Source organism: Bradyrhizobium prioriisuperbiae, from assembly GCF_032397745.1.
GTDB classification, from domain to species: domain Bacteria; phylum Pseudomonadota; class Alphaproteobacteria; order Rhizobiales; family Xanthobacteraceae; genus Bradyrhizobium_A; species Bradyrhizobium_A prioriisuperbiae.
In genome coordinates, this window is record NZ_CP135921.1 from 997,999 (window position 1) to 1,024,918 (window position 26,920).

The window sequence follows — 26,920 nt, forward strand, 5'->3', positions numbered from 1 at the left end:
CGTATAAGAGGCATGCAATGGCCCTGCGAGGGTTTTTCACGATGTGGAAACCACGCGGCGCGATGAGACTACCCATCGCGCTGGAGCCAATTCTGCCGCCCGACCGTTATCCCATCGCTTCCAGCTCGGAAATCATGCCCTCGATCACGGAGAGACCGCCGTCCCAGAAGGTGGGATCCTTGGCGTCGAGCCCGAACGGCTGCAGCAACTCCGAGTAGTGCTTGGTGCCGCCTGCCGAGAGCATGGCGAGATAACGCTCGGCAAACCCGTCGGCGGCGCGCTCGTAGACCGCATACAGCGAGTTCACCAGGCAGTCGCCGAAAGCATAGGCGTAGACATAGAACGGCGAATGGATGAAGTGCGGGATGTACATCCAGTAGGTCTCGTAGCCCGGCTTGATCTCGATCGCCGGTCCCAGGCTTTCGCCCTGTACCGACAGCCAGATCTCGCCGATCCGCTCGGCGGTGAGCTCGCCATTGCGCCGTTCGGTATGAACAGCGCGCTCGAAGGTGTAGAACGCGATCTGCCGCACCACGGTGTTGATCATGTCCTCGACCTTGCCGGCAAGCAGCGCCTGGCGCTGTTTTCCCGCCTTGGTGGAGGCCAGCAGTTGCTTGAAGGTCAGCATCTCGCCGAACACGCTGGCGGTCTCCGCCAGCGTCAGCGGCGTCGGCGCCATCAGCGGGCCGTTCTGCGCCGCCAGCACCTGGTGCACGCCGTGGCCGAGTTCGTGGGCCAGCACCATCACGTCGCGCGGCTTGCCCTGGTAGTTCAGCAGGACATAAGGATGCGCCGACGGCGTGGTCGGGTGGGAGAATGCGCCCGGCGCCTTGCCCTGCCGCACCGGCGCATCGATCCAGCGATCGTCAAAGAATCGCCTGGCGATGTCAGCCATCTGCGGTGAGAACGCGCCATAGGCGTTCAGCACCATGTCCTGCGCATCGGGCCATGCGATGGTCCCGGTCGCCGCGAACGGCAGCGGCGCATTGCGGTCCCAGTGCGGCAATGTCTTCTTTTTGAACCAGCGCGCCTTCAGGGCGTAATAGCGGTGCGAGATCCGCGGATACGCCGCGCGCACCGAGGCCACCAGCGCATCCACCACCTCGCGCTCGACGCGATTGGAGAGATGCCGGGAATCGGCGATGTCACCAAACCCACGCCAGCGGTCGGAGATTTCCTTGTCCTTGGCGAGCGTATTGGTGATCAGCGCGAACGTGCGCTCGTTCGCCTTGAAGGTCTTCGCCAGCGCCTGCGCCGCGATCTTGCGCTTGGCCGGCTCCCGGTCCTGCAGCAAGTTCAGGGTCGGCTCGATCGCGAGATCCTTGCCGGCAATCTTGAAGCGCAGCGCCGAGATGGTCTGGTCGAACAGCCGATTCCATGCCGCATAGCCGCTGATGGATTTTTCGTGGAACAGCTGCTCGATGCGGTCTTCCAGCTGATACGGCTTGTCCTTGCGAATATCTTCGAGCCACGGCCGGTAGTATCCGAGCGCGGCGGTCTCCATCGCCTTTTCGACCACCGCATCGTCGATGCGATTGAGCTCGAGGGTGAAGAACAGCAGATGCACGGACGCAGCCGTGATGCGCTCCGAGACATCGCCGTAGAATTTCGAAATCGCCGGATCGACGGTGTTGCCGGCATGAACGAGACCAGCAAACGACACCAGCCGCCCGGCGAGATCGTCGATCGCCTCATAGGCCTTCACCGCGGCCGCGAGCCATGCGCCGCCGTCCGCCGCGGCGACGCCGTCCGCCAGCTTGCCCTTGTATGCGCCCTCGAACGCCACGCAGTCCGCGTCGAGCTTGTCGAGGTCGCGCGCGATCTCCGGCGCATCGATCGAGGCATAGAGATCGGCCAGGTTCCACTCCGGCAGTTTGCCGGCCGACGTTTTTGCGACGGATTTGCTGGCTGCGGACTTGGCCGGGCTCTTGGCTGCGCTCTTCCTGGCAGGTTTCGCGATGGTCTTGGTGGCGCGTCGGGTCGCTGATTTCGCTGGCATGAACGGCGTGAACCTTGTCTCGGCTTGGAAGGACAGGCGAAGAGATGCCGCCCGACCTTCGCCGCGACCACATCCGCCCACAGCATATGTGCGCCGAGCGGGGTCGATCAACCGCCGTTCCGATGACGATCTGATGAAAAGCGAGTCATTTGGCCCTAGATAGTCCGGACGAAGGCACTCGCTATCCGCCCGGACTGCCAGTGCTGCCTCATCGAGATCGCCGAGGTCGCCGTCAGCAAACAGGTCGAGTTTTCGTCAGTGGCGCGGTGCTGGTCACATCACACGTTCACCTCGACGACGACAACTGCATCGAGGTCCCTGCGCGGAGCGAGCTCCGAGGTGCAGCATTTCGCCGATCACATCATCGCCGAACGCGGCGTGCGTTACGGCCGTGTGGTGATGATTCCGACCGACGTGGCAAAGCCGCGCCGGGTGCCGGCGAACAAGCGGGCACACGGGCATCATCACGATTGAGCTGTTGATATTGGATCGCGGTTGCCGGGTCTTAACAGCGCCTTAACGTTCTACCTCCACATTGCCCCAATTCGGGACAGGAGTTGAGTGATGCCCACGCGTATTCTGATCGCTGACGACGACGCGGTGCAGCGCCGTCTGGTCGAAAACATGGTGCAGCGATTCGGGTACGAGGCGGTGGTGGTCGAGAGCGGCGACGAGGCCCTCGCCACGCTGATTTCACCCGATACGCCGGACATCGACGCCGTCGTGCTGGACCTGGTGATGCCCGGCCTGGACGGCATGGGGGTGCTGGCGCGCATGCGCGAGGCCAACATCAATATCCCGGTGATCGTGCAGACCGCGCACGGCGGCATCGACAATGTGGTCTCAGCCATGCGTGCGGGCGCCCAAGACTTCGTGGTGAAGCCGGTCGGCGCCGAGCGGCTGCAGGTCTCGCTTCGCAACGCGCTCAACGCCAGCGCCCTGAAGGGCGAACTGCAGCGGATCAAGCACAGCCGCGAAGGCAAACTGACGTTCAAGGACATCATCACCCGCAGCGAGGCCATGGACACCGTGCTGCGGACGGCGAAGAAGGCCGCCTCATCCGGCATCCCGGTGCTGATCGAGGGCGAATCCGGCGTCGGCAAGGAGCTGATCGCCCGCGCCATCCATGGCTCCAGCGACCGCAGCAGCAAGCCGTTCGTGGCGGTGAACTGCGGCGCCATCCCCGAGAACCTGGTGGAATCGATCCTGTTCGGCCATGAGAAGGGCGCGTTCACCGGCGCCACCGAAAAGCACACCGGCAAGTTCGTCGAAGCCTCCGGCGGCACGCTGTTCCTCGACGAAGTCAGCGAACTGCCGCTATCGGCCCAGGTCAAGCTGCTGCGCGCGCTGCAGGAGGGCGAGGTCGAGGCGGTCGGCGGCCGCCGGCCGGTCAAGGTCGACGTCCGGATCATTTCCGCGACCAACCGTCAGTTGCTCGACCATGTGAAGGGCGGACACTTCCGCGAAGACCTGTTCTATCGCCTGCACGTGCTGCCGCTGACCCTGCCGCCGCTGCGAGCGCGGCGTGAAGACATTCCGCATCTGCTGCGACACTTCCTGGCGCGCTTCTGCGCCGAGGAGAACCGTCACATCACCGGCGTCGACGGACAGGCGATGGCGCTGTTGTCGCAAGCCGACTGGCCCGGCAATGTCCGGCAACTCGAAAACACGGTTTATCGCGCCGTGGTGATGAGCGAAGGTGAACAGCTCGGCATCGCCGATTTTCCGCAGGTCGCGGTCCAGGCCGCTCCCCATGCCGTCATGCCCGCGCCGGCGACCGTGCCCAGCGCACCGCTGACCGTCGCGCCGGCCTCTCCCGTCCTGCCCTCCGTCGTCGCCGACATCCCGATCGCGCCACCGATGCCCGCGGCCGGGAGCCTCGCCATGCTGGCCGCAGACGGCGAGGTCCGTCCGCTGGAAGAGCTGGAAGCCGAGATCATCCGTTTCGCGATTTCCTATTATCGCGGCCAGATGTCGGAAGTGGCCCGGCGGCTGAAGATCGGCCGCTCCACACTCTATCGCAAGCTCGACGAGGCAGGCACGGAGACCTCCGCCGACAGCGACTGACGTCACGCCATTCTCGGCAACATCGTGTTGAGCCGGCGAAGCTTTTCCGGCCGATTCGCTGTCGGGCGAATATTGCGCTGCAATTGAACCGTTGCGGCATGGTGACAGACCAAGGAAAAGCGCGCGTCAAGGCGCGCAAACCGTTGCAAGAACGCCCGAATTGCAGTCAGTTTTGCGTGAGTTGATCCGCTGGCGCTAGCCGCCTGTGTCGGCCACGTATATGCCTTGCTTGTGCGTTGTGGTGCAAAATGCCGAGATAAAACCGGCACCTTTGTGATCGGTTGTTGCCAGAAGTGAGTGAAGTCGGAGCTTTGACCGGCGGAACTTTAGAACACGGTGGTCTGCTCCCTCCCGGACGGATTTCATCACCAAGGGGTGCAAGAATGCATAATGCTTCGAATGGCCGATACGATCGCATGCTGAGCGCGGTCGCAGCGACGTTCCTCATGGTGTCGTCGACAGCCGCATTGGCCCAGTCGCCCTCCGCTCCACCCCCAGCCAAAAGCGCCGCCGAACTGGCCATCGATGCCGCGGTGCCGATGCCAGAGCCGGCCAATGTACCGCCCCCGACCGCAGCCGATATCAAGCCCGACACCACCGCTGCCGCGCCAGCCGCAATCGAGAAGAAAGACGCGACCGCGAGCATCCCCGACAAGGCGCCCGAAACCGCAGCCCAGCCGGCGGCGACCGCTGAACCTGCGAAGGAGGCGGTCACGAAAGACGCGGCCCCGACGCCCGCCCCGGTTCAGGCCGCTTCCGCCGTCCCCGCCGCCGATCAACCGGTCGCCGACAAATTACGCGACCTGATCGGCTCGAAGGGCGCCAAGATTTTCGATCGCAAGGCCGAACGTGTCGCTGTCGAAGCATTCTACAAAGGGCGTGAGTATGCACCGGTGCTGACGGAAGGCGGCGCGGTCAATGCCCGTGCCAAGGCCACGATCGCGCGCCTTCAGGACGCGGCGAGCGACGGCCTCAATCCCGCCGACTACCCGACACCGGATTTCGCCGCGGCGACCACGCCGGACGCCCAGGCGGAAGCCGAACTCAAGCTGATGGCGAGTGTGCTCGACTATGCCCGGCAGGCCCAGAGTGGCCGGATGCACTGGTCGCAGGTCAGCGGCGACATCCTGTATCCCGAGCATCCGATCGATCCGGGCGAGGTGATCGCCAAACTCGCATCCACCAAGGACGTCGCGGCGGCACTCGACAGCTACAACCCCAAGCACAAGGGCTACCTCGCGCTGAAGGCCAAGCTTGCCGAGTTGCGCGGCAAGACCGAAACCCAGGCCGCGCCGATTCCCGACGGCGAGACGCTGAAATTCACGCCCGCCCGCAAGAAGCAGGCCGCGGTGGAAATGGAAGATCCCCGGGTGCCGCAGTTGCGCGCCCGCCTCGGCCTCACCGAAAACACCGACGACACCCGTTATGACGAGAAGGTCGCCACGGCCGTCCGCAAATTCCAGGCAAACAGCGACCTGAAGACCACCGGCGTGCTCGACGCCCAGACTGTCCGCGCCCTGAACAGCCCGAAGAAAGACCGGCAGATCGACATTGTCCGCGTCAACATGGAGCGCTGGCGCTGGTTGCCGCGTGACCTCGGGGCCCCCGCGATCGGCGATGCCTATGTGATCCTGAACATCCCGGACTACACGCTCAAGGTGATGCAGCACGGCCAGCAGGTCTGGACCACCCGGGTGGTCACCGGCAAACCGGGCAATCACGCGACGCCGCTGCTGACCGAAACAATGAAGTACATCACGGTCAATCCGACCTGGAATGTGCCGCCGTCGATCATCTACAACGAATATCTGCCGGCGCTGCAGCAGGATCCGGGTGCCCTCGAGCGGATCGGACTAAAGCTTGAGCGCAGCCGCGACGGCAGCATCCGCGTCTGGCAGCCGCCGGGCGAGCGCAATGCGCTGGGCCGCATCCGTTTCAACTTCCCCAACAAGTTCCTGGTCTATCAGCACGATACCCCGGACAAAAACCTGTTCGCCCGGGACGAGCGCGCCTTCAGCCACGGCTGCATGCGAGTGCAAAATCCGGATCAGTATGCGGCCACCCTGCTCAACATCACGATGCCGAACGAACGTTATACGCCGGAGCGGATCCGCGGCATGTACGGCTCGGGCGAGATCGACCTGAAGTTTCCGACGCCGATCCCGGTGAACATCACCTACCAGACCGCCTTCGTCGATGACGCCGGCAAGCTGGAATTCCGCAAGGATGTCTACGGACGCGACAACCAGATGCTTGCCATCCTGCGCAATAGCCAGAGCAAGGATCTGGAAGCGGTGGTGGCCCACGCCCAGCCGAGCTACGCCCGGCCGAAGGGCGACATTCCGCAAGGTGTCGCAATGAACAATGACAACGGCGGCAGCGGCTTCAACTTCTTCGAGCGGCTGTTCGGCGGACCGCAGCCTGCACCGGCTCCGGCCCGATCGCAGCAGCAGCGCCGGGTGTTCACCCGCTGATTCAAGCCTGCTCGGATAAAAATTTAATAGAAATAACAAGGGCTTCGCCAATTGCGAGGCCCTTGTTCGTTAACCACAGCTCTTAAGGGGTGGTATCCAACGGCTCTTTTTTGCCATACTCCGGCGATACTTAATCACGCGCGGTTGATCGGGGGGCACGTAAATCTCGATTAACCCTTCCTGACTAAGACTGTTTGTTTGAGGCCGTCTGATTAAGACCGTGTTCACCCTTTCTCGCTGCACGGGGTAACGAGGAAGTTTGCGACAAGACATTGGTTTGCTGGTCACTGGTTTTCCGATCGTTGGTTATCCCATCGTCTTGGTTGTTTGGGTCGTCTTAAGGGGATCGTTCTGACGTGCTGAGCCGCTTCGCACGCAGCTTGAGTTTTGTGTCGATTCCAAAAGCCGGTGTTTGCCTCGGTGTGGCGACACTGCTGCTTGTTGGCGGCGCCCGCAGTGTGCATGATGCAACCGCCGCCGGCGACACCCGAACCCTCTCCTTTCACCACACTCATTCCGGCGAAGACCTCACGGTCACATTCAAACGCAGCGGTCGTTATGACGAAGCCGCGCTGAAACAGCTCAATCGGTTCCTCCGCGACTGGCGCAGCCAGGATCAAACCACGATGGACCGCCATCTGTTTGATATCCTCTGGGAAGTCTATCGCGACGTCGACGGCAAGCAGCCGATCCAGATCATCTCCGCCTATCGCTCCCCCGCCACGAATTCGATGCTGCGCCGTCGCTCGGCGCATTCCGGCGTGGCCCGCTCCAGCCAGCATATGCTGGGACACGCGATGGATTTCTTCATCCCCGGCGTGCCGCTGGAGCAGATTCGCTCCGCGGGCCTGCGGCTGCAACGCGGCGGCGTCGGCTTCTATCCGACCTCCGGATCGCCATTCGTTCACCTCGACACCGGCAGCGTGCGGCACTGGCCGCGCATGACCCACGATCAGCTCGCCCGCGTCTTCCCGAACGGTCGCACCGTGCATGTGCCGTCCGACGGCAATCCGCTGCCGGGCTATCAGCTGGCGCTGGCCGACATGGAACGCCGCAAGTCGGGTGACGATGCCGGCAGCTTTGCCAGCAAACCCAGCCTGTTCGCATCGCTGTTCCGCGGCAAGCAGGCCGCGGACGAGGATGACGAAGGGGGTGCTGCGTCCACCGCCTCGGCCGAAAACGCGAAGGCGACGCCTGTGGCGCTTGCGGCTTCCGTGGACGCGACGAAGCCCGCCGGCCCGATTCCGCTGCCGCGCTCCAAACCGGCTGCCGCCGCGACCTATCAGGTTGCCTCCGCCGATATGCAGACCGTCGTTCTGGCTCCCGCTGCAACGAACCGCGCCGCTGCCAAGACCGATGCTGCCAAGACTGATGCTGCCAAGACCGCCCCTGCGAAAACCGCGTCCGCAGAGCCGAAGCCGCAAACGCCGGCCGACATCATCAATGCCCGCGGCTTCTGGGGTGACGAACCGGCCAGGCCGAAGCAGGCGACCCCGGCTCAGGTGGCGGCGCTGGCCGCCCGCAATGCGTTCGCATCCGCTGATCCGCAATCCACCTCAAGCTTGCCGCCGGGCTCGCAGGCACTGGCCTACGCACCTGTCGCACCGATGGACCGGACCCGCATTGTCGCCGCCAGCGCGCCGATCCCGCGCCTCACCCGGCAGACCTCGCCGTCACGCAATCCAATGGCGGCCGAAATTACGACCGTCGTCACCAAGGGCCAGCAGGGCCGGCCGTCGGTGATCGCAACCACCGCGCGCATTTCTCCGGCGACCAACACCAATACGGTCTGGATGCGAGCGATGATCCTGGCACCGAGCGCCTCGACCGCAATGCTCGCAAGCTCGCTTGGCGAACAGGACATGACGGTGATGCGGCACCTGTTCCTGAAACCGAACAGCGCAGTCGCCATGACATTCTCGGATGACCCGCAGCTCGGCATCAATTGCGAGCGTTTCTCGGGCTCTGCCGTCGCCACCCTGACGACGGCCTCTTTCGTGACGCGGACCGCGTCGCTGCGCTGACGGCGGGTACCGAGAGGGCCCCCGCTGGCGTCAGCGCCAGATCGCTCCCTGAGAGCGTTTTCCAGCGAAGTGGATACCGGTTCGCGTTAAGAAAACGCGTCAAAACAAAATGCTGGAGCTCCGTTCCGATTCATCGGAACGGAAATAACTCTAGAGCATTCCCAAAGCCTGCATGTAAGTTTCCAGGATGGTTTCCTGCTCCTGGCGCTCGTTGGCGTCCTGCTTGCGCAAGCGAACGATGGTGCGCAGCGCCTTGACGTCGAAGCCATTGCCTTTGGCCTCGGCATAAACGTCGCGGATATCGTCCGAAATCGTCTTCTTTTCTTCTTCCAGCCGCTCGATGCGCTCGATGATGGACTTGAGCTGATCCTTGGCAAAGCTGGTTGAAGGCGATTCCTGTTCCATGACGGCGGCAGAGGTGGCCATCGCTTACTCCTGAGTGACAAATTGATTTGAGGTAACAAGCCATTTTCCGGCAGGACAGCTCCGTGCCGCATGAAAACGCCCTGTTCGGTGTGCGTCGATCAGCCTGCGCGAATCACCGCACCGCGTACGGAGCCCGGGATTACGCAAGACATCTTAAAATGACACTCAAGAGAGTGGCGCCCGCCGTCAAGGCGGGAGGGCGCTCATCCACAGAGACCCACAGGGAAGTTGCGCGGCGCACCGAGCCCCGGCGATTTTTCATTGATTGTGGATCCGCTGCCCATGGCATCGGCATCGAATCATCGGTCCGCCCAGGGGGCACCCGCCGCCACGGTAAACTGTGACCCATCTCACAGGCGCCGTCGTGACCGTGCGCTACGCTTGTTCAATCCACCGGGGTGACGGGCGTAACCCGGGCTCTTTCCGCGCTGCAGGGTTTCGCACTGATCGCACGGTAATTCTCACGGGAGACTGAACCGGAGCGCGATGCGGCCAGACATAAGAGCGGCAGCCGGCTTTCCGCGTGTTGTCTCACTCATCGCCTGCGAGGTGGTGCCATGTTTCGCTCCTTCCATTGCGCCCTTTTCACTGCCGCCGCCCTGTTCGGGTTCCACTCGATGACCCCAGGCGATGCGTACGCGGACAGTCGCCTGGCGCTTGTGATTGGCCAGTCGGCCTATCGCTCGGTGCCGGCACTGCCCAATCCTGCCAACGACGCGAAAATGATGTCGCAACTCCTGCGTGACGCCGGGTTCGACGTCCAGACAGCGGCTGACCTGACGCAAAACGACATGCGCGCGACAGTCAGCGCGTTCGCCGCCAAGGTCGCCGACACCGGGCCGGACGCCATCGCGCTGGTGTTTTATGCCGGCCACGGCCTGCAGATCGACGGCGAAAATTTTCTGGTGCCGATCGACGTCGATCCAAAGCGCGAGGCCGACATCCCGCTGCAGGCCGTCCGGCTCAATGACGTGCTCAATACCCTGGGCTCCGTGCCGAACAAGATGCGCATCCTTTTGCTCGACGCATGCCGCAACAATCCGTTCCCCGAACTCGGCAAGACCGTGGGCCATGGATTTGCGATGGTCGATGCGAAGGCCAGCGCCACGGGCACCTTCATTTCCTACTCAACGTCGCCCGGCGCGGAAGCCGAAGATGGCCGCGGCATCAACAGTCCCTACACCACTGCCTTGCTCAAGGCCGCGCGTGAACCAGGCCTTTCGATCGAGGAGACGTTCAAGCGCGTGCGCGTGTCGGTCAACCAGGATACCAGCGGCCGCCAGACGCCCTGGGACAGTTCATCGCTGACCGATGCCTTCAGGTTCTTCCCACAGCAGAACCAGTCCGATGCCGCAGCTACGCCGGCGCCGAAACGCTCGGCGGAGGACTGGAAGAAACAGTTGAAGGGCAAGGAGCCGCAGGCGGCCTACGACCTCGCGGTCGCCGACGATACGGTCGAGGCCTATGAAGCCTTCGTGGCGCTGTTCACCCAGCCGCCGCTGGCCCCGCGGGTGCGTATGGTGCTGGAGCGACGCCGCGAAATGATCGCGTGGCAGACCACGGTTCTCGTGAACACCGGGCCCTCCTACCAAGCGTTCCTGCAGACTTATCCAAACAGCGATCTCGCCGCGACCGCGCGCAAGCTAGCCGATCGGATGCGCAACCGCTCGCTGAATGCCAACGCCGCCGCACCTGGGCTGATCAACGCCTCGCTGGCAGGACCGACCTGTCCTTGCGGGGTCCAGCCCATCAAAGCGACGCCCACCAGGAAAGTCGAAGACGACGACGATGCCCCGCCCAAACGCGGCATCAAGAAGCCGCCGAAGCGCGTTGCCGACGATCCGCCGCCGCGCCGGCGACGGCCAGCACCCGACGACGATGTTGTCTACGACGCGCCTCCCCAAGTTCCCATCATCGGAGGTATCGGGATCGGCATCGGTGGCTTTGGCGGTGGCGGAGGTTATCGCGGCCGTGGCAGCTACGGCGGTGGCGGGAATTATGGCTCCACCGGCAGAGGCCGTTATTAAGAAGCCCGCAGCTTCTACTCATGCCCGGTGGACAATAGCCAGACCGCCCAAAGACCGACATGCCGGTCTTTGGGCGCGATGCTATAAGCTGAACGGAATTGTTCTGGATTGGCGCCGTATGAACTTCCGCCTTGTCCGATGTATCCGTTTTGTCTTATGGGCATGTCTCACGCTGGCCGTGATGCCGGCAGGATCGCAGGCCGCGGTCAGCCGAGTTGACGGCAACAGGTTTGCGCTTGTCATCGGCAATGCCAAATACGCCGCCGGCGAAGCACCGCTGCAGGAGCCGGTCAACGATGCACGCGATGTGGCCGAAGAGCTCAGGCGCTACGGATTCGACGTCGAGACCGGCGAGAACCTGACCGGGGACATCATACGTCTCGCCCTCGATCGCTTTTACGGCAACATCAAACAGGGCTCGATCGCACTGATCTTCTTCAGTGGCGTCGGCATTCAGACCAGCGGCCAGAACTATCTGATTCCGATCGACGCCAGCATTTGGGCCGAGACTGACGTCCAGCGCGACGGCATCGCTCTTGATGCCATCCTGGGCGAACTCAAAAATCGTGGCGCTGACGTCAGGATCGCGTTGCTCGATGCTTCCCGGCGCAATCCATTCGAAAAACGTTTCCGCAGCTATTTTGCTGGCCTCGCTCCGCTGAAGGCCCCCGGCGGCATGCTTGCGATGTATTCGGCCGCGCCCGACACCGTCGCGTCCGGCGGCGCTGGCGAGCAAAGCCTGTTGGTGAGCGAATGGCTCAAGCAGGTCAGCGTTCCCGATCTGACCGCCGAGGAGATGTTCAACCGGGTCCGCGATGGCGTGTCCCGTGCCTCCCAGGGCGCGCAGGTGCCCTGGCTGTTGTCCACGCTGACCGAACCGTTCGCGTTCGGACTTGTTTCGCCGCAAAAGCGTGTCGAGCCACCGGTGACGACGACCAAGCCGGTGTCTTTGCCGGAGCTCAAGCCACCTCCCGTCGTGATCGAAACGCCCAAGTCACCTGATAAGTCGCCTGACAAGTCGCCCGATAAGCCTAAACAGCCACCGGTCGCCGACACGCCGCCGCTTGTGCCCCCCAATCCACCCATTATCGCCAACATTCCACCGCCCAACACCGTCGCGCCGATCGATGATCCGGCGATCCAGATATTGAGCGGCAAGATCGCGGCCAACCCGAACGACCAGGCATCCTGGTACAAGCGCGGCCAGCTCTACGCCAGCAAGGGTGCCTACACGCTGGCGCTGAAAGACTTCAACGAGGCGCTGCGCCTCAACCCCAGGGATGTCGAGGCCTACAACAATCGGTGCTGGACCCGAACTGTGTCTGGCGATCTTCGCGGCGCGTCGAAGGACTGCGAGGAAGCACTGCGGCTGCGGCCCGGCTTTGCCGATGCCCTCGACAGCCGCGGACTGCTGAACCTGAAGAGCGGACAGATCCGCAATGCCATCGCCGATTTCGATGCTGCGCTTGCCGCCAATCCCAAGCTGACCTCATCGCTCTATGGCCGGGGACTTGCGAAAGTGCGCAATGGCGCCGCCGCCGACGGCGAGCGCGACCTTGCCAAGGCCAAGGCCATGGACCCGAACATCGTCAAGGAATTCGCCAATTACGGACTGCGTTGACGATTTGAAAGGCGCCGCCCCACACTCCGGTGTTCCATTTGAACCGAAGACGACGACGCAAACACAAATGCCGTAGAACTGTTGCTTTTGATTTGACCGATGTGTCGAAGGCGTGACTGCACGCATTGCAGTGCTGCGCTCGTCTGGCAGGAGGGAGAAATGTTGAAATCGTTCGGGAAAGTGAACTCGACCAGTGGCCGTGCGACACTCGTTTGCGCCACCTTGCTGGCACTGACCGCAGGTCTGGCCCATGCCGGCGACGGCGTCAGTGCGGACCAGATCCGTGATGCGCTGACCAAGCCACGGATTTCGCGCAGCATGACGGCCCCGGCTCCCGATGCAACGGCGAGCGCGGCGCAAGGAAAATTCGTGGCGTCATTGCGCAACCGGCCGACGCGTTCGCTGTCGCTGGGCGAGCGCGAGCAGATCGCCACCATCGCCAGGGAGAAACCTGCGATCGATCTCGAGATCACGTTCGACTACAACTCGGCGGAGATCAGCCAGAAGGCGATGCCGCAGGTGGCGGCGCTGGGACAAGCCCTGTCGGATCCCGGACTGAAGGGATCGACCTTTGTGGTCGCCGGTCACACCGACGCGACCGGCGGCGAAGAGTACAATCAGGAACTGTCCGAACGCCGTGCGGAGTCCATCAAGCGCCATCTGGTGGACAAATACGGCGTCGCGGCCGCGGATCTGGTGGCTGTCGGATACGGCAAGTCGAAACCCAAGGATGCTGCCAATCCAGCCGACCCGACCAATCGGCGAGTCGAGGTCGTCACCATGACTGACAAAACCGCATCGAAGTGACGGGATCGTGGGGACGCGCGGCTGGCGAAGCGCCTTGATGCGCCTTGGCGATCCCAGCTTCACATCGCAACGGCAGCCCGAAGCCCGGGAATGCATTGAGGCCTGACCGGCGACCACAGCGCCGCGGCTTCGCATTCGTCCGCCATTGAGACGAGTAATCCGTCACCGCCCACGGGCGCAACAAGCTGAAGTCCGATCGGCAGGCCGTTGCGCGACGATCCGCAAGGCAGGTTGATGCCGGCCAGTCCCGCCATGTTCACAAAAGCGGTGAACACCGCATGCCCGCGCCCGCCGACGCTGCGGCCGGCAATCGTTGTCGGGAAGGGGTCGGTGGCCGGCCACGGCAAGGCAGCCGCCGACGGGGTGAGGATCAGATCGTAACGCTCGAACACCGCTGCGAGGCGGCGCTCGAGGTCGCGGATCACGAGCAGCGCATCGACATAGTCGGCAGCAGAGAACGCGCGGCCGGCTGCGGCCATGTCACGGATGGCCACCGATGCCTTCTCACCAAACCCGGTAAGCCGCGTGCCGAGCCACGACAGGCCGCCCTGACTGATGACGGGCCACGCGGCCGCGATGGCAGACACATCGAAGGGAGCGGTCTGTTGCTCGACGCTATGACCGAGATCCGCGAAGCAGTTGGCAGCGGCATCGACGTGGGCGGCGATCTCCTCATCGACCGGCGCGTCCCCGAAGCGCGGGACGTACAGGATCCGGCGGGCAAGGCGCGGCTCGGCCGCGAACGGAACAAAACCCCGGCTTGCAGGGTCGCGTGCATCGGGCGAAGCAATCAGCCCCATGATAAGTGCGACGTCATCCACCGCGCGCGCAATGGGTCCGACGGTTTCGAGATCAAAAAGGATCGGGGGAAATCCGCCGTCGCGCGGCACGCGTCCGCGCGACGGCTTGAGCCCGATAAGGCCCGTGTGCGAGGCCGGGCGGCGAATGGAACCGCCGCCGTCGGTGGCGATCGCGATCGGGCCGATGCCGGCCGCCACCGCCGCCACCGCTCCTCCGCTCGATCCGCCCGGCGTCAACGCCAGATCGTAGGGATTGCGTGTCGCGCCGAAGAGAGTGTTGTCGGTGTAGCCTTGCAGCGTGAACTCCGGGCAGTTGGTCTTGCCGAGAATCACCGCGCCAGCCATGCGCAACCGCGCGACCGCCAACTCGTCGGCGGCAGGAACATGATCGGCATAGAGCCGGCTGCCCCAGGTGGCGCGCATGCCCTTGACCGCGATGTTGTCCTTGACGGTGATCGGCACGCCGTCGAGCCGGCTCAGCGGCTTGCCGGCGCGATGGCGCGCCGTCGATGCGGCGGCGGCGGCGTGTGCACCGTCACGATCAACCGTGACCACGGCGTTGATCAGCGGATTGACCGCATCGAACCGCGCCATCACGCTGTCCAGGACACCAAGCGGCGAGAATGCACCGGCCGTATAACCGGAGCCGAGTTCGCACGCCGTCAGCGCCCAGAGCGGCGCATTCTCGCTGCCATTCATGGGCAAGGACTCAGACCCGCACGATCGCTGCGATCGGCGCCATGCCCGGCGCACACTGATGCTCGGTGCCCCCGGACACGAAAATCGCCGGGTCGTTGGTCACGCTGGCGATCACCGCGCCGAGGGCGGCACGGGCATGGCGCTCATAATTGATGTCGGCATCCGACAGCATGGTGTTGCGCCAGCCGCGGATCTTGCCCGTCGGGCTCGCCTCGGCCTTGGCGAACACCGCCGCAATCCGGCCGGCATCCTCGCGCCCCACGGATGCGGACACATCCAGCCCCGCGCTCGCGAGCGCCGCGCGCACGCCGTCCGCGTCGATGGCATCCGCCAGCACCGCGTGGCCGATGCGAAGATCTCCTCCGGCTGAAGCGGAATTGCCGAACAACAGCACTTCGCAGTTCTTCAGCTCTCCGCCTGCCGACGTCGAGGCGACGGACGAAAACAGATCGAGCCGGCGGGCGATCACCGCATCCGACAGATCTGCGCCGGACACTTCGCCGAGACCGAGCGCGACGCCAAGGCCCATGGCACCGCGCGCATAGGTTTTGGATCCGTTGGGATCCTCCGTCGCAAGCGCAGCCCCGCGGGCGCGGGCCTCGGTTATGCGAGCCGGAGTCAGCAGCGGTCCCTTGACCTGAACATAATGCACCGCCGACGGATCGGTGATCCCGGTGTCGGCAAGGCAGCGACGAACGGCATCCGCGACCACCTCGACCATCGCCATACGGCCGATCTCCTCCGCCGCAAGTTCGCGCGTGACGGCGATGCCGAGCGCCAACCGCGGCGTTTGCGCCGGCACGCCCGGCACGCGGGTGAAAATCGTGGCATGCGGAGAGAGCACGCCTTCGGTGCCACCGGACCAGACAAAGGCGATACGCGCGCCGACGTCGTCCGGGGTCGTGCCAAGCAGAGGCGCGAGCAGAAGCTGGAAGCTCAGCGTCGCAAACCCGCGCGTAAAATCATTGGCGCCGCCATTGCCTTCGGTCTTGCCGATAACAGCGACAATCGAAGCAGGATCGACCGCGCCAGCGTCGATCAGCGCCTTGAGGCCCGAGACATCATTGGGCGCGGCCATCGCGATCTTGTGGACACCGATTTTCATGGCAAGTCTCCTTCGAAAGGGATGGATCGGAGTTGGGGAGGAAGCCGCTCAGCCCGCATTGTAGGGCCGGCCGATGGCTTGTGGCATGCGTGTGCCGCGGCCGAGCCCGGCGAGCACCAGCAGCGCCAGGGCATAAGGCACCATCTGGATGACATAGGAGCTCACCGGCAGATCGACGCCCTGCAGGCGCACCTCGATCGCGGTGGCCGCGCCAAAGACAAGACAGGCCGCCAGCGCGCCGAACGGCGTCCAGCGACCGACGATGACGGCGGCGAGGGCCAGGAAGCCGCGCCCGCTGGTCATGCCGTCGGTGAAGGTGCCGACATCCTGCAGCACCAGGACCGCACCGCCGAGACCGGCGATCGCACCGCCGGCGATAACGGCGATCTGGCGGACACGAACCGGATCGTTGCCGGCGGCAAAAACCGCCTCAGGATTCTCGCCGCTCGCGCGCAACGTCAGGCCCGCCCGGGTGCGATGCAGAAAGAGATGCATCAGCACGACGATCGCGACCGCCGCGCAAGTCAGCGGAGGTTGCCGGAAAACAGCGGAACCCAGGACGGGCAGATCCGACAGATAAGGAATCGCGATCGCGCCGAGAACGTCCAGACGGATCACCGGTGCATGGCCGCCGAATAACCCGCGGATCAGGAAGCTGGTGAGGCCGAGCGACAGGATGCCGACGGCGAGTCCCGTCACCATCTGGTCGGCGCGGAACCGCGTCACCGCAACAGCGACGATAGCGGCGATCCCGGCGGCGCCGAGAATCGCACAAGCAAGACCGACCATGACACTGCCACCAATGAAGGTTCCGACGGCCGCTCCGAATGCGCCGGCGAGCATCATGCCTTCGATCCCGACTGCGAAGATGCCGGCGCGCTCGGACAGCAGACCGCCGAGCGCTCCGAGGACGAGCGGCACCGCGATGCGCACGGACGCTGCGAGGAGGTTGGCGACAAAAAGGGTGTCCATGACGCTGCAGGCTCCCTGTCTCAGACCCGTTGGTGCCGGTTGTCGAGGCCCATGGCACACAGCACGAAGACGATGCTTAATCCCTGGATCACATCAACCAGCGACGAGGGCATGCCGACGTCCCGCTGCATGGCAAGCGCCCCAGCCCGCAGAAAGCCGAAGAACAGTGCGGCCGGAATGACCGCGAGCGGCTCGGCCGCCGCGAGCAGCGCGACGGCAACGGCGGTGAAACCGAAGCCTTGGGAAAATCCTTCGATCAGGCGGGCGTGTACACCCAGCACCTCGATTCCGCCGGCCAGGCCCGCAAGGGCACCGCCGAGCAGCATGACGCCCATCACACCGCCGGCGAAAGAAACGCCGGCATAGGCCGCGGCCGACTGGCTGCCGCCGAGAAGGCGGATACGAAAACCGAAGCGGGTGCGCCACAGCAGGATCTGGCCGACGATCGCGGCGGCAAGCGCGATCAACAACCCGGCGTGCAAGTCGTAGCCTGGAAACAGCGTCGGCAGGCCGACGCTTTCGTCGAACAGCGGCGACTGCGGAAACCCCGCTCCCGGTTCGCCCAGCGAGCCATTGAGCGCTGCACTGACCAGCAAAACTCCAATGAAATTCAACAGCAGTGTCGAGAGCACTTCATGAACACCGCGCGTCAGGCGAATGGCGGCGGCGATGCCGGACCAGAGCGCACCGGCGAGCATTCCCGCGCAGAGGGCCAGAGCGACGGCGGCAAACGGCGGCAGATTGCCGGCGTTCAATGCGACATAGGACGCGGCAAGGCCGCCGACCGCGATCTGTCCTTCGCTACCGATATTGATGATCTTGGCGCGAAAACACAGCGCCACGCCAACGGCGCTGAGGATATAGGGCGTGCTCTTGTTGAGCGCGAAGGCGATGTTGTCCAGCGAGCCGAAAGCGCCCGCGATCAGCGCGGCATAGGCGACGAGCGGATTCTTGCCCGCCATCAGAATCGGAATCGCCGCGACCGCAAAAGCGAGCAGCACTGCAAGCACAGCGCGGCCGAACGATCCAAAGCTTGCCGAAGCAGGCAACGCGAGCGAGAGACGGGCGAGACGCGGCCCGGCCGCTGGGCTGCCCGTGATGGCATTCTTGGTCATGTCAGGCGGCTCCCGCCATCATCAGGCCGATCCGGGTGACATCGACGGCGGCGCGCGTCATCGGTTCGGACAGGCGCCCGTTGCACATCACGGCAATGCGGTCGCCGAGCGTGAGCACTTCTTCCAGTTCGGCCGAGACGTAAAGGATCGCTCCGCCGGCATCACGCAAGGCAAGGAGTTGCTCGATCACGAAGCGCGCCGCGCCGGGGTCGAGCCCCCAGGTCGGCTGGAAGGCCAGCAGCAGCCGGGGCTGGCGGCCGATCTCGCGCGCCAGGACAATCTTCTGCTGGTTGCCGCCGGACAGCGTGCGTGCCGGGGCGTTGGCACCGGCGGCGCGGATATCGAAAGCGGCCATCCGCTCGACGGCCCGACGGGCGATGGCGCCATAACTCAGAAGCGGACCACGCGATAACGGCGCCCGATCGAAATCGCGCATTACGAGATTGTCGGCGATCGTCATGCCTGGCACCAGGCTGGTGCCGCCGCGGTCGACCGGAATATAGGCAACGCCGGCGGCGAGGCGCTGGCGTGCGCCGAGGATCGAGATGTCGCGACCGCACAGAAGGATACGCCCGCCGCTGGCCGGCAGAATGCCTGCGAGGGTGTCGAGCAGGTCGGCCTGCCCGTTGCCATCGACCCCGGCGACGGCGAGGATCTCGCCGGCTCTGACCTCGAAGCTGACGTTGTCGAGACGGGCGACGCCGGAGCCTTCTGCGCGCGACAGCTTCTGCACCGACAGCGTGACGTCACCCGGCGCCGTGGTGGCGCGCGTCACCGGGGCGGACAGGTCGCGCTCCACCATCATGCGCGCCAGACTTTCGCGCGTCACGTCGGCGACAAACGCGCGGCCGGACACCGCGCCGTCGCGCAGCACCACGACCTCATCACAGATCTCGATCACCTCGGCGAGCTTGTGCGAAATGAAGATGACCGCGCGACCGTTCTCCCGCAGCCGGCGGATCACGGAAAGCAGGCCCGCGACTTCCGGCGGACTGAGGTTCGACGTCGGCTCGTCGAGGATGAGAAGCCGTGCGCCGCGCAGGATCGCCTTGACGATCTCCACCCTCTGGCGCGCGCCGAAGGACAGCGTCGCGACCACCGCATCGGGATCGACCGCAAGGCCGAAGGTGGCGCTGGCCTGGCGAATCTGGGCTGCCATGGCGACCGGCTTGAGAATGCTGCCGGCGTCTTGCCAGCCGAGCATGACGTTTTCCGTCACCGTCATTGCGTCGACCAGCGTGAAATGCTGGTGGATCATGCCAATGCCGGCGGCGATGGCATCGCGCGGGCTGTGGCCGACAAGCGGCGCCCCGGCGACATGAATCCGCCCGGCATCCGGGCGGACCATTCCAAACAGCACCTTCATCAGCGTGCTCTTGCCAGAGCCGTTCTCGCCGAGCAGGCCGACCACACGGCCGGATTCGACTGTGAGATCGACGGCCCGGTTCGCACGAACCGTGCCGTAGCATTTGACGATACCCTGCATATCCAGAAGCGCGACCATGGGGCCTGTCTACTCGCTGATCGAACCGATCGAGACGCCGTCAGATGCCGCCGTGGGCGTCGTCCTTGGTGACGGTCACTTTCTGATCTCCCGAGGCGAACTTCTTGGCCAGCGCCTCAATATCGGCAGCGACCGCGGCCGGGACCGCCGGGTTGAACGCCTGGGTCGCAGAATATTTCAACGCGGCGCCGGTGCTGCCCGGCGTGCCGAGACCGTAGAGCTCGTACTTGCCGCCGAGCGTTCCGGACTTCGCTTCGACAGCGGCGGCGGCGTACATCTCGTCCCACTTCTCGACAATGTTGGTCGCGACGTTCGCGGGAGCGCCGGCGGTGTGATCGGTCGAACGGCCGTTGCAGAAAATGTTGCGCTCCTTGGCGGCCTGGATGATGCCGACCTGGGCGGCGTTCAATTTGCCGCTGATGAAGTCGGCGCCCCAGTCGGCCAGCGACAGAGCCGCTTCCTTGGCGCCGGCAGCATCTTCCATATCCTTGATGTAGATGACCTTGACCTGGATGTTCGGGTTGACGCTCTTGGCGCCGAGGCGATAGGCACCGACCTGGGCCACGATGTTGGGCAAGCCTTCCAAGCTGTTGACCGAGCCGATCTTGCCGGTCTTGCTGAGCTTGGCCGCGAGCACGCCCATCATGTAGCCGAACTGGGTGTTGTCGTAGTCGATAGAGGCGACGTTCTTGCCCGCGCCGGCCGAACCGGAGCCGACAATGAAGGTCGTCTTTGGAAAGTCACGCCCGACCCGCTGGGCGGCCGAAAGGAAGCGGCCGGTATGGCCGATCACCAGGCTGAAGCCGCGTTTGGCATAATCGCGCAGGGCCTCGACCTCGTCGGCGGATTGCACGTTTTCGGAGTAGGCGGTTTCCCAGCCTGCGTCCTTGAGTTTCATCAGGCCCTTGTAACCGACCGCATTCCAGCTCTGGTCGTTGATGGAGCCCGGCAGCAACATCGCGGCCTTGCTCGCGTCCTCTGCCGCGGCGGGGCCGACGAGGACAAAGACCGCCAACGCCGCCAGCGCGGTGCGACGCAGTCCGGGCAGCACCCTCGCACGGCTCATCCGCCCCGTAATCTCTCGCGCCATATCACGCATTGCTCATGCTCCATGATCCGGAAGTGGATAACGATCTCGCCGGCACCCTCCTCGCCCAAACTCCGGTTGGCATCTCGCGGGGCAACGGCAACACTGAAAACACTATCATCGCGGTCCTGAGGCACGGGCGCTTTCCCGCCATGCGGGAGAACGCCGGATATTATTGATGCATCAAAGCATTGCGGTCAGGAGACGGACCCGGCATGCGCCGTCCATCCGGGCGCGCATCCGCCGATCGCCTGCGTCACCTCAGCAGCGGCGGCGAGCACCTCACGGCCGATCCCGGCGAGATCTGCAAAGTCGATGCGTTGGGTTGCGCCGGCAATGGAGAGAGCGGCGATCGGTCTTGCAAACTCGTCGAAGATTGGTGCCGCCACGCAGCGCAGCCCGACAGCGTTGACCTCGTCGTCGACGGCGAAGCGCCGCTGGCGTGTTGCCTTGATGATGCCCGCGAGGTCGCGGTCTCCCCGCGCATCCGCGTGAACAGACGGCAAGGTCCGAAGCAGGAGATCAATCTGGGTATCCGGCAGAGCGGCGATCACCGATTGGCCGAGTGCCGTCCGGGTCATGGCGGATTGCGCGCCGGGGCGCGCGATGCCCTCGGGAAGGTCGCGGCCAGCAGTCTGATACAGCAACGTCATCCTGTCGGCGTCGGCCAAGGCCAGATTGACGGTCTGTCGGCTGCGATCGAGCAGGCGCCGCATGACCGGCGCTGCCATCGCCGCCAGCCGGCGCTTGCGCCCAAAGGCCGCCGCCACGCTGAAACAATGGCCGCCGATGTTCCAGGCGCGGCTCTGCTTGTCGAGATATACGAAACGCCGGGCCTCCAGCGTCGTGAGCAGCCGGTGCACGGTCGACGTGGCCATGCCCGACTTTTCAGCGATATCGACCAGCCGCAGTCCGGCGTCGTTGTCGGCAAGAAGTTCAAGCAAGTCGACGGCACGCGCAACCGCCTGTACCGCATCGCGGTCGGTCCGCGCGTCGGACTTGAGTTCCCTGGGATTCGAACGCTTGGAGGGTGTCCGGGACTTGATTGCCATGGCTGCCGCCTCAACTTGCCAGCATAACGAAGGCAAGAAACGCGCCAGAGGGTGCGGCTGGTGGAGACCAAATCGCCGGAAATACCGGCGAGGACGTTGGGCCTTCATCACCCCGCTGCGGCCGCACTGCGCACGGACGCCAGTTGTGCGACCGAGTTCGGTCACAGACCGACATTCACTTCGCTCGAAAACGCCTTAGTGGCCGGTGTGGCTCTTCTTCATGGCGTCGAGTTGCGCCGGCGAGGCTTCGCTCTGGTGCTTCGCTTTCCAGGTCTCATAGGGCATGCCATAGACCTCTTCGCGGCTCTCATCCTTGGTCAGCGCAACGCCCTTCTCGTCCGCCGCGTCCTTGAGCCAGTTGGACAGGCAATTGCGGCAGAAGCCGGCCAGATTCATCAGATCGATGTTCTGAACATCGGTACGCTCGCGCAGGTGGCCGACCAGGCGCCGAAATGCGGCGGCTTCCAGTTCTGTTCTGGTTTTGTCGTCAAGCGCCATAGTTTGATCCTAAACTGTTCGATCCCAAACTTGTTATGATCCCTGGATGCCAGAGATAGGAATTATCGCACATTTTGCCATATCACGGGCCAAATCCCACCCCAGAGCCTCTGGAGGAGACCACCTGGGCGCAGGCCCCGTTATCGAGATTTAATCCCCATGCCGTTGACAGGCCATGCCGGTTACGCGAAATCAACAATCGATTGATATACCTTGATTAAATGACTGCAGCCGATTCTCGCCCACAACGCCATTCCAATCGTCCGTACGCTGCGAGGCTTCCCTTGAGGTTTTCCTTGGGATTGCTCACGGCGATGCTGGCGTTTGTCGCTCTGTGCGCGTGGAGCAGCCCTGCCGCCGCCGACTTCCGGCTCTGCAACAACACCTCGAGCCGAGTCGGCATCGCGCTCGGCTACAAGGACAGCGAGGGCTGGACCACGGAGGGCTGGTGGAACGTCTCCGCCCGCGCCTGCGAAACGCTGCTGCGTGGCACGCTTGTCGCACGGTTCTATTACATCTATGCCGTTGATTATGACCGGGGCGGCGAATGGTCCGGGCAGGCTTTCATGTGCTCGCGTGACAAGGAGTTCACGATCAAAGGCACCGAGGACTGCCTGGCGCGAGGTTACGACCGCACCGGCTTTTTCGAGGTCGATACCGGCGAGCAGCGTGCATGGACCGTGCAGCTCACCGAATCGAGCGAACAGCAGAAGCCAGGGCCGGGATTGCCCGGCTTGCCAAATTCACCGGGTGGACCAGGTGGGCCGCCTCAACTCGGCGTGCCACCCGCTTCCCCCGGGATTCCTCCCGGCGCCACACCAGGACAGAAACAATGAGACGCCTGCGGCGCATCAAGATCCTCGCAACTCTCGGCCCGGCCTCATCGGACAGCGCAACGCTGCGCAAGCTGTTCGAGGCCGGTGCGGACCTGTTCCGCATCAACATGAGCCACACCTCGCATGACAAGATGCGGGAGCTGATCGAGACCATCCGCAATGTCGAGACCAGCTACGGCCGTCCCATCGGCATCCTGGTCGATTTGCAGGGACCAAAGCTGCGGCTTGGCCAGTTCGCCAATGGCGCGGCTCAGCTCAACAACGGTGAAGCCTTCACCCTCGATTCCAATCCCGCGCCCGGCGACAAGACCCGCGTGCACCTGCCGCATCCGGAAATCCTTGCGGCGCTGCGCCCGGGACACGCGCTGCTGCTCGACGACGGCAAGGTACGCTTGATCGCCGAGGACACCACGCCGGAACGCGCGATCACCCGCGTGGTGATCGGCGGCAAGATGTCCGACCGCAAGGGCGTCAGCCTGCCCGACACCGACCTGCCGGTCTCGGCGATGACGCCGAAGGATCGCGCCGACCTCGAGGCCGCGGTGCAGGCCGGCGTTGACTGGATCGCGCTGTCGTTCGTGCAGCGCCCCGAGGACGTGGTTGAAGCCAAGAAATTGACCCGCGGCCGCGCCGCCATCATGTCGAAGATCGAGAAGCCGCAGGCGATCGACCGGCTGCCGGAAATCGTCGAGGTGTCCGATGCGCTGATGGTGGCGCGTGGCGATCTCGGCGTCGAACTGCCGGCCGAGCGCGTACCCGGCCTGCAGAAGCAAATGACCCGGCTGGCACGACGCGCCGGCAAGCCGGTGGTGATCGCGACCCAGATGCTGGAGTCCATGATCCAGTCACCGGTGCCGACCCGCGCCGAGGTCTCCGACGTCGCCACCGCCGTGTTCGAAGGCGCTGACGCCATCATGCTGTCGGCGGAATCCGCAGCCGGCAAATTCCCGGTCGAAGCGGTCGCCACCATGAACCGCATCGGCGAGGAGGTGGAGCGCGATCCGACCTATCGCGGCGTGATCAGCGCACAACGCCCGGATCCCGAAGCCACCGTTGGCGACGCAATCGCCGACGCGGCGCGGCAGATCGCCGAGACGCTGGACCTCTCCGCATTGATCTGCTGGACCAGTTCCGGATCGACCGCTTTGCGCGTGGCACGCGAACGGCCGAAGGCGCCTGTGGTGGCGATCACGCCGAACCAGACCACGGGCCGCAAGCTGTCGCTGGTGTGGGGCGTGCATTGCGTGATCGCGGAAGATGCTCACGACCAGGACGACATGGTGGAACGGGCTGGCCGCATCGCCTTCCGCGATGGCTTCGCCAATTCTGGCCAGCGCGTGATCATCGTGGCCGGCGTTCCGCTCGGCACGCCCGGCACCACCAACATGGTGCGCATCGCCACCGTCGGACCGAACGGCGACGCGAACGTCTAACCGTCACGATTTTCTTTAGAGTGATTTCAGCTGTAGCCCGGATGACCGCTATCAGCGACATCCGGGATCAGACGGTCCCGCATGTCGCGTTGCTCATGCGGGCTACGGACTGCGAAGCTCAGCTCACCAGCGATGCGTCGAGCGTGATTTCGGCCTTCAACAGCTTCGACACCGGACATCCCGCCTTGGCCTTGGCCGCCAATTCCTGAAACGTCTTGTCGTCGACGCCGGGAATCTTGGCTTTCAACGTCAGATGCACGGCGGTGATGGCGAAACCGTCGTCAACCTTGTCGAGCGTGACTTCGGCGGTGGTGTCCATCTGTTCGGCGGTGAGCTTGGCCTCACCCAGGATCAGCGACAGCGCCATGGTGAAACAACCGGCGTGGGCCGCACCGATCAGTTCTTCGGGATTGGTGCCCGGCTTGCCTTCGAAGCGGCTGGCAAACCCATAGGGATATTCATTGAGCGCGCCGCTCTTGGTGGAAATCGCACCCTTGCCATCCTTGATACCGCCGCGCCAGACGGCCGACCCTTGCGTCTTCATGTCCACTCTCCCTTGCGATGAAAATCATCAAACGCACGACCTATGATCGATTTATGCGTCAACTTGATGTTCAGGCTTTTATCGCTCTCGCGCCACAGCCTGTGATGCAGGCGACATGGCATCCACCATCGCGTCGATTGCGTCGATCACGATTTCGGGCGCGGCATTTTGCGTCATGTGACCGACGCCGGGCAGCACCACGAGTTTCGCGTTCGGCACCGCCGCGACGAAGGGCCGGGAGTGGACGTCGATATAGACCGTCTTGTCGGTATCGCCTGATATCACCACGGTGGGGACCTTGATCTCGCCATAGCGGGAAACCTGCGCCGCGACCGCGGCCTTGAGCGCCGACAGATCGTGCGCATTGGTCAGGAATTCGGACGGCCGCAGCAGCAACGCCGTGGCGGTGTCGCGAGCATAATGCGGCGGCATGGTCTGCGGCAGGAACACCGATCCCGCGCCGGCGTCCATGATGGCGAGACCGATCGGCAGCGCCAGCGTTCGCGCGAACAGCTCGCCGATCAAAGGCTTCACCCCGAGTTCATGATGCCAGGCCACGCCGCCACGCCAGGGATGCGTCACCGGTGCGAGCATCACCAGGCCCGCCACGCGGGACGGATGATCGAGCGCCATCGCCGGCCCGAGCGCACCCGCCCATGAATGCACCACGAAGATGGCCCGCGCGACGCCGAGTTTGCCAAGCGCTTCGTCGATCATCGCCGCCTGGATCGCCGGCGTGGAGTCCGTCAGCCGCTCGCGCGTACTCCAGCCGTGGCCGGGGCGATCGATCAGGATCACCCGGTGACGTTTGGACAAAAGGTCGCCGAGCGGCTGGCGCATCGCCTCCAGATTCGAACTGGCGCCGTGAACCAGAACCAGCGGCGGTCCCCTTCCATCTTTCGGTCCGATGTCGACCACATGCAGTCGCCCACCCGCCACATCGATCATCTGCCCGGGCGGCCGGTACATCCGCTGGATGACGATCACGCCGACTTGCGTGATCAGCGCCAGCCCCGCCAGCACGACCACGACACCGATCAAAAGCAGGGAAATCATGCGGAGCGAATTTCTCACAAACACAATACGAGGTGATGGACGATCGGTTTCGCGCCGAAATGATCAACTGCGCGGATGAACCATCTCCGTTTGAAAATCAGTCGGTCAGATATCCCGGCCTTCCACTTTCTCGGTCAGGGTTTTGACCAGATCGGGAATCTTTTCCAGCCGCGGATTAACCGCGAGGGCCTGACGGAACGCCTCGAGGGCATGCTTCTCGTCGCCGTATTCCTGCATGATCATGCCGAGGCCCGCCAGCGCGCCGAAATGGCGGGGTTCGCGCGCCAAGACCTGCCGGATGTCCTCCAGCGAGCGGACATAATCGTTCTTCAGGTAATAGACCGTGGCGCGCCGATTCCAGCCTTCGATGTAATCCGGCCGCAGCTTGACCACGCTGTCCAGCAGCTTCAGCGCCACGTCGAGTTTCTGGCCTTCCATGGCCACGCGCGCCCGCGCCATCAGCAAGGCGGCGGTATCGCTGGGGGTCGCCGACCAGACCGCCCAGATGCGGGCTTCGACATGCTTGGCGCTGGTCTCGTCCGGCGCCGCCTTCAGCGCCCCGAACAGGAAATCCAGATTGCGGGTTTTGTCGCCGCCGACGCGGGGCAGCTCTTTCGGCGGCTCCGGCAGCTTCTTCTGTTGCGGGCCGACCTGGGGCCGCTGCTGCGCGCCTGCGGGCGTCGCCAGCGTCAGTCCGAGGGTGAGAAGTCCAGCAATGATTGCCGCCGACCGATTTGTCATCGGTGAAGTGTAGACGTGCTTTTTCGCACTGCA

Annotated in this window: 22 protein-coding genes; 9 read left to right on the forward strand and 13 right to left on the reverse strand. The window is 64.2% G+C overall.

Annotation, left to right across the window (positions count from 1 at the left end; all coding sequences use genetic code 11):
- Positions 1-106: 106 nt before the first annotated feature.
- Positions 107-1,999 carry a M3 family oligoendopeptidase gene (locus RS897_RS04635; protein ID WP_315835421.1) on the reverse strand — a complete coding sequence of 631 codons (1,893 nt, stop codon included), beginning with the start codon at positions 1,997-1,999 and terminating at the stop codon, positions 107-109.
- A gap of 258 nt (positions 2,000-2,257) precedes the next feature.
- Between RS897_RS04635 and RS897_RS04640 the strand changes: the two genes are divergently transcribed.
- From RS897_RS04640 to RS897_RS04655, 4 genes are all read left to right on the forward strand, one after another.
- Positions 2,258-2,473 (forward strand): hypothetical protein, encoded by a 216-nt coding sequence (locus tag RS897_RS04640; protein ID WP_315835422.1) that lies wholly within the window; start codon positions 2,258-2,260, stop codon positions 2,471-2,473.
- A 90-nt stretch (positions 2,474-2,563) separates the two neighbouring features.
- The gene (locus RS897_RS04645) at positions 2,564-4,066 is read left to right on the forward strand and encodes a sigma-54-dependent transcriptional regulator (RefSeq protein WP_315835423.1); all 1,503 of its coding nucleotides are present in this window, start codon (positions 2,564-2,566) and stop codon (positions 4,064-4,066) included.
- A gap of 383 nt (positions 4,067-4,449) precedes the next feature.
- Positions 4,450-6,540, forward strand: a complete 2,091-nt coding sequence (locus RS897_RS04650; protein WP_315835424.1) for a L,D-transpeptidase family protein — start codon at positions 4,450-4,452, stop codon at positions 6,538-6,540.
- A 356-nt stretch (positions 6,541-6,896) separates the two neighbouring features.
- Positions 6,897-8,564, forward strand: a complete 1,668-nt coding sequence (locus tag RS897_RS04655) for a peptidoglycan L,D-endopeptidase MepK (RefSeq protein WP_315835425.1) — start codon at positions 6,897-6,899, stop codon at positions 8,562-8,564.
- A gap of 150 nt (positions 8,565-8,714) precedes the next feature.
- Here RS897_RS04655 and RS897_RS04660 read toward each other — a convergent pair whose 3' ends face one another.
- On the reverse strand, positions 8,715-8,990 hold the full coding sequence (locus tag RS897_RS04660; protein WP_315835426.1) for a DUF2312 domain-containing protein: 276 nt from the start codon (positions 8,988-8,990) through the stop codon (positions 8,715-8,717).
- Positions 8,991-9,547: 557 nt separating this feature from the next.
- Between RS897_RS04660 and RS897_RS04665 the strand changes: the two genes are divergently transcribed.
- The 3 genes from RS897_RS04665 to RS897_RS04675 all read left to right on the forward strand — a co-directional run bounded on the left by RS897_RS04665 (position 9,548) and on the right by RS897_RS04675 (position 13,445).
- The gene (locus RS897_RS04665; RefSeq protein ID WP_407654432.1) at positions 9,548-11,017 is read left to right on the forward strand and encodes a caspase family protein; all 1,470 of its coding nucleotides are present in this window, start codon (positions 9,548-9,550) and stop codon (positions 11,015-11,017) included.
- Positions 11,018-11,198: 181 nt separating this feature from the next.
- Complete coding sequence (locus RS897_RS04670; RefSeq protein ID WP_407654433.1) at positions 11,199-12,638, forward strand: caspase family protein; 1,440 nt, start codon at positions 11,199-11,201, stop codon at positions 12,636-12,638.
- 159 nt (positions 12,639-12,797) lie between these two features.
- Positions 12,798-13,445: an OmpA family protein gene (locus RS897_RS04675; protein ID WP_315835429.1), complete on the forward strand. Its 648-nt coding sequence runs from the start codon at positions 12,798-12,800 to the stop codon at positions 13,443-13,445.
- 59 nt (positions 13,446-13,504) lie between these two features.
- Here RS897_RS04675 and RS897_RS04680 read toward each other — a convergent pair whose 3' ends face one another.
- The 8 genes from RS897_RS04680 to RS897_RS04715 form a co-directional block, all read right to left on the reverse strand.
- Positions 13,505-14,944, reverse strand: a complete 1,440-nt coding sequence (locus RS897_RS04680) for an amidase (protein WP_315835430.1) — start codon at positions 14,942-14,944, stop codon at positions 13,505-13,507.
- A gap of 10 nt (positions 14,945-14,954) precedes the next feature.
- Positions 14,955-16,049 carry a cyanuric acid amidohydrolase gene (gene atzD, locus RS897_RS04685; RefSeq protein ID WP_315835431.1) on the reverse strand — a complete coding sequence of 365 codons (1,095 nt, stop codon included), beginning with the start codon at positions 16,047-16,049 and terminating at the stop codon, positions 14,955-14,957.
- A 48-nt stretch (positions 16,050-16,097) separates the two neighbouring features.
- Positions 16,098-17,021, reverse strand: coding sequence for an ABC transporter permease (locus RS897_RS04690; protein WP_315835432.1), 924 nt, complete (start codon positions 17,019-17,021; stop codon positions 16,098-16,100).
- Between the two features lie 20 nt (positions 17,022-17,041).
- A complete protein-coding gene (locus RS897_RS04695; RefSeq protein ID WP_315835433.1) occupies positions 17,042-18,136 on the reverse strand; it encodes an ABC transporter permease in 1,095 nt (364 codons plus the stop codon).
- 1 nt (position 18,137) lies between these two features.
- On the reverse strand, positions 18,138-19,640 hold the full coding sequence (locus tag RS897_RS04700; protein WP_315835434.1) for an ABC transporter ATP-binding protein: 1,503 nt from the start codon (positions 19,638-19,640) through the stop codon (positions 18,138-18,140).
- Positions 19,641-19,680: 40 nt separating this feature from the next.
- Positions 19,681-20,706, reverse strand: a complete 1,026-nt coding sequence (locus tag RS897_RS04705; protein WP_315835435.1) for a BMP family protein — start codon at positions 20,704-20,706, stop codon at positions 19,681-19,683.
- Positions 20,707-20,924: 218 nt separating this feature from the next.
- Positions 20,925-21,887, reverse strand: coding sequence for an IclR family transcriptional regulator (locus RS897_RS04710; protein WP_315835436.1), 963 nt, complete (start codon positions 21,885-21,887; stop codon positions 20,925-20,927).
- An 87-nt stretch (positions 21,888-21,974) separates the two neighbouring features.
- The gene (locus RS897_RS04715; RefSeq protein WP_315835437.1) at positions 21,975-22,277 is read right to left on the reverse strand and encodes a DUF1244 domain-containing protein; all 303 of its coding nucleotides are present in this window, start codon (positions 22,275-22,277) and stop codon (positions 21,975-21,977) included.
- A gap of 221 nt (positions 22,278-22,498) precedes the next feature.
- Between RS897_RS04715 and RS897_RS04720 the strand changes: the two genes are divergently transcribed.
- Both RS897_RS04720 and pyk read left to right on the forward strand, forming a co-directional pair.
- Positions 22,499-23,113, forward strand: coding sequence for a DUF1036 domain-containing protein (locus tag RS897_RS04720; RefSeq protein WP_407654434.1), 615 nt, complete (start codon positions 22,499-22,501; stop codon positions 23,111-23,113).
- A complete protein-coding gene (gene pyk, locus RS897_RS04725) occupies positions 23,110-24,546 on the forward strand; it encodes a pyruvate kinase (RefSeq protein ID WP_315835438.1) in 1,437 nt (478 codons plus the stop codon). Before RS897_RS04720 ends, pyk begins: the two co-directional genes overlap by 4 nt.
- Before the next feature lie 118 nt (positions 24,547-24,664).
- Here the strand turns inward: pyk and RS897_RS04730 are convergent, their stop codons facing one another.
- From RS897_RS04730 to RS897_RS04740, 3 genes are all read right to left on the reverse strand, one after another.
- Entirely contained in the window at positions 24,665-25,090 is a 426-nt protein-coding gene (locus RS897_RS04730; protein ID WP_315835439.1) for an OsmC family protein, read from the reverse strand.
- Between the two features lie 78 nt (positions 25,091-25,168).
- Positions 25,169-26,137 carry an alpha/beta fold hydrolase gene (locus RS897_RS04735; RefSeq protein ID WP_407654528.1) on the reverse strand — a complete coding sequence of 323 codons (969 nt, stop codon included), beginning with the start codon at positions 26,135-26,137 and terminating at the stop codon, positions 25,169-25,171.
- A 114-nt stretch (positions 26,138-26,251) separates the two neighbouring features.
- Positions 26,252-26,887, reverse strand: coding sequence for a tetratricopeptide repeat protein (locus RS897_RS04740; protein ID WP_315835441.1), 636 nt, complete (start codon positions 26,885-26,887; stop codon positions 26,252-26,254).
- Positions 26,888-26,920: the final 33 nt, after the last annotated feature.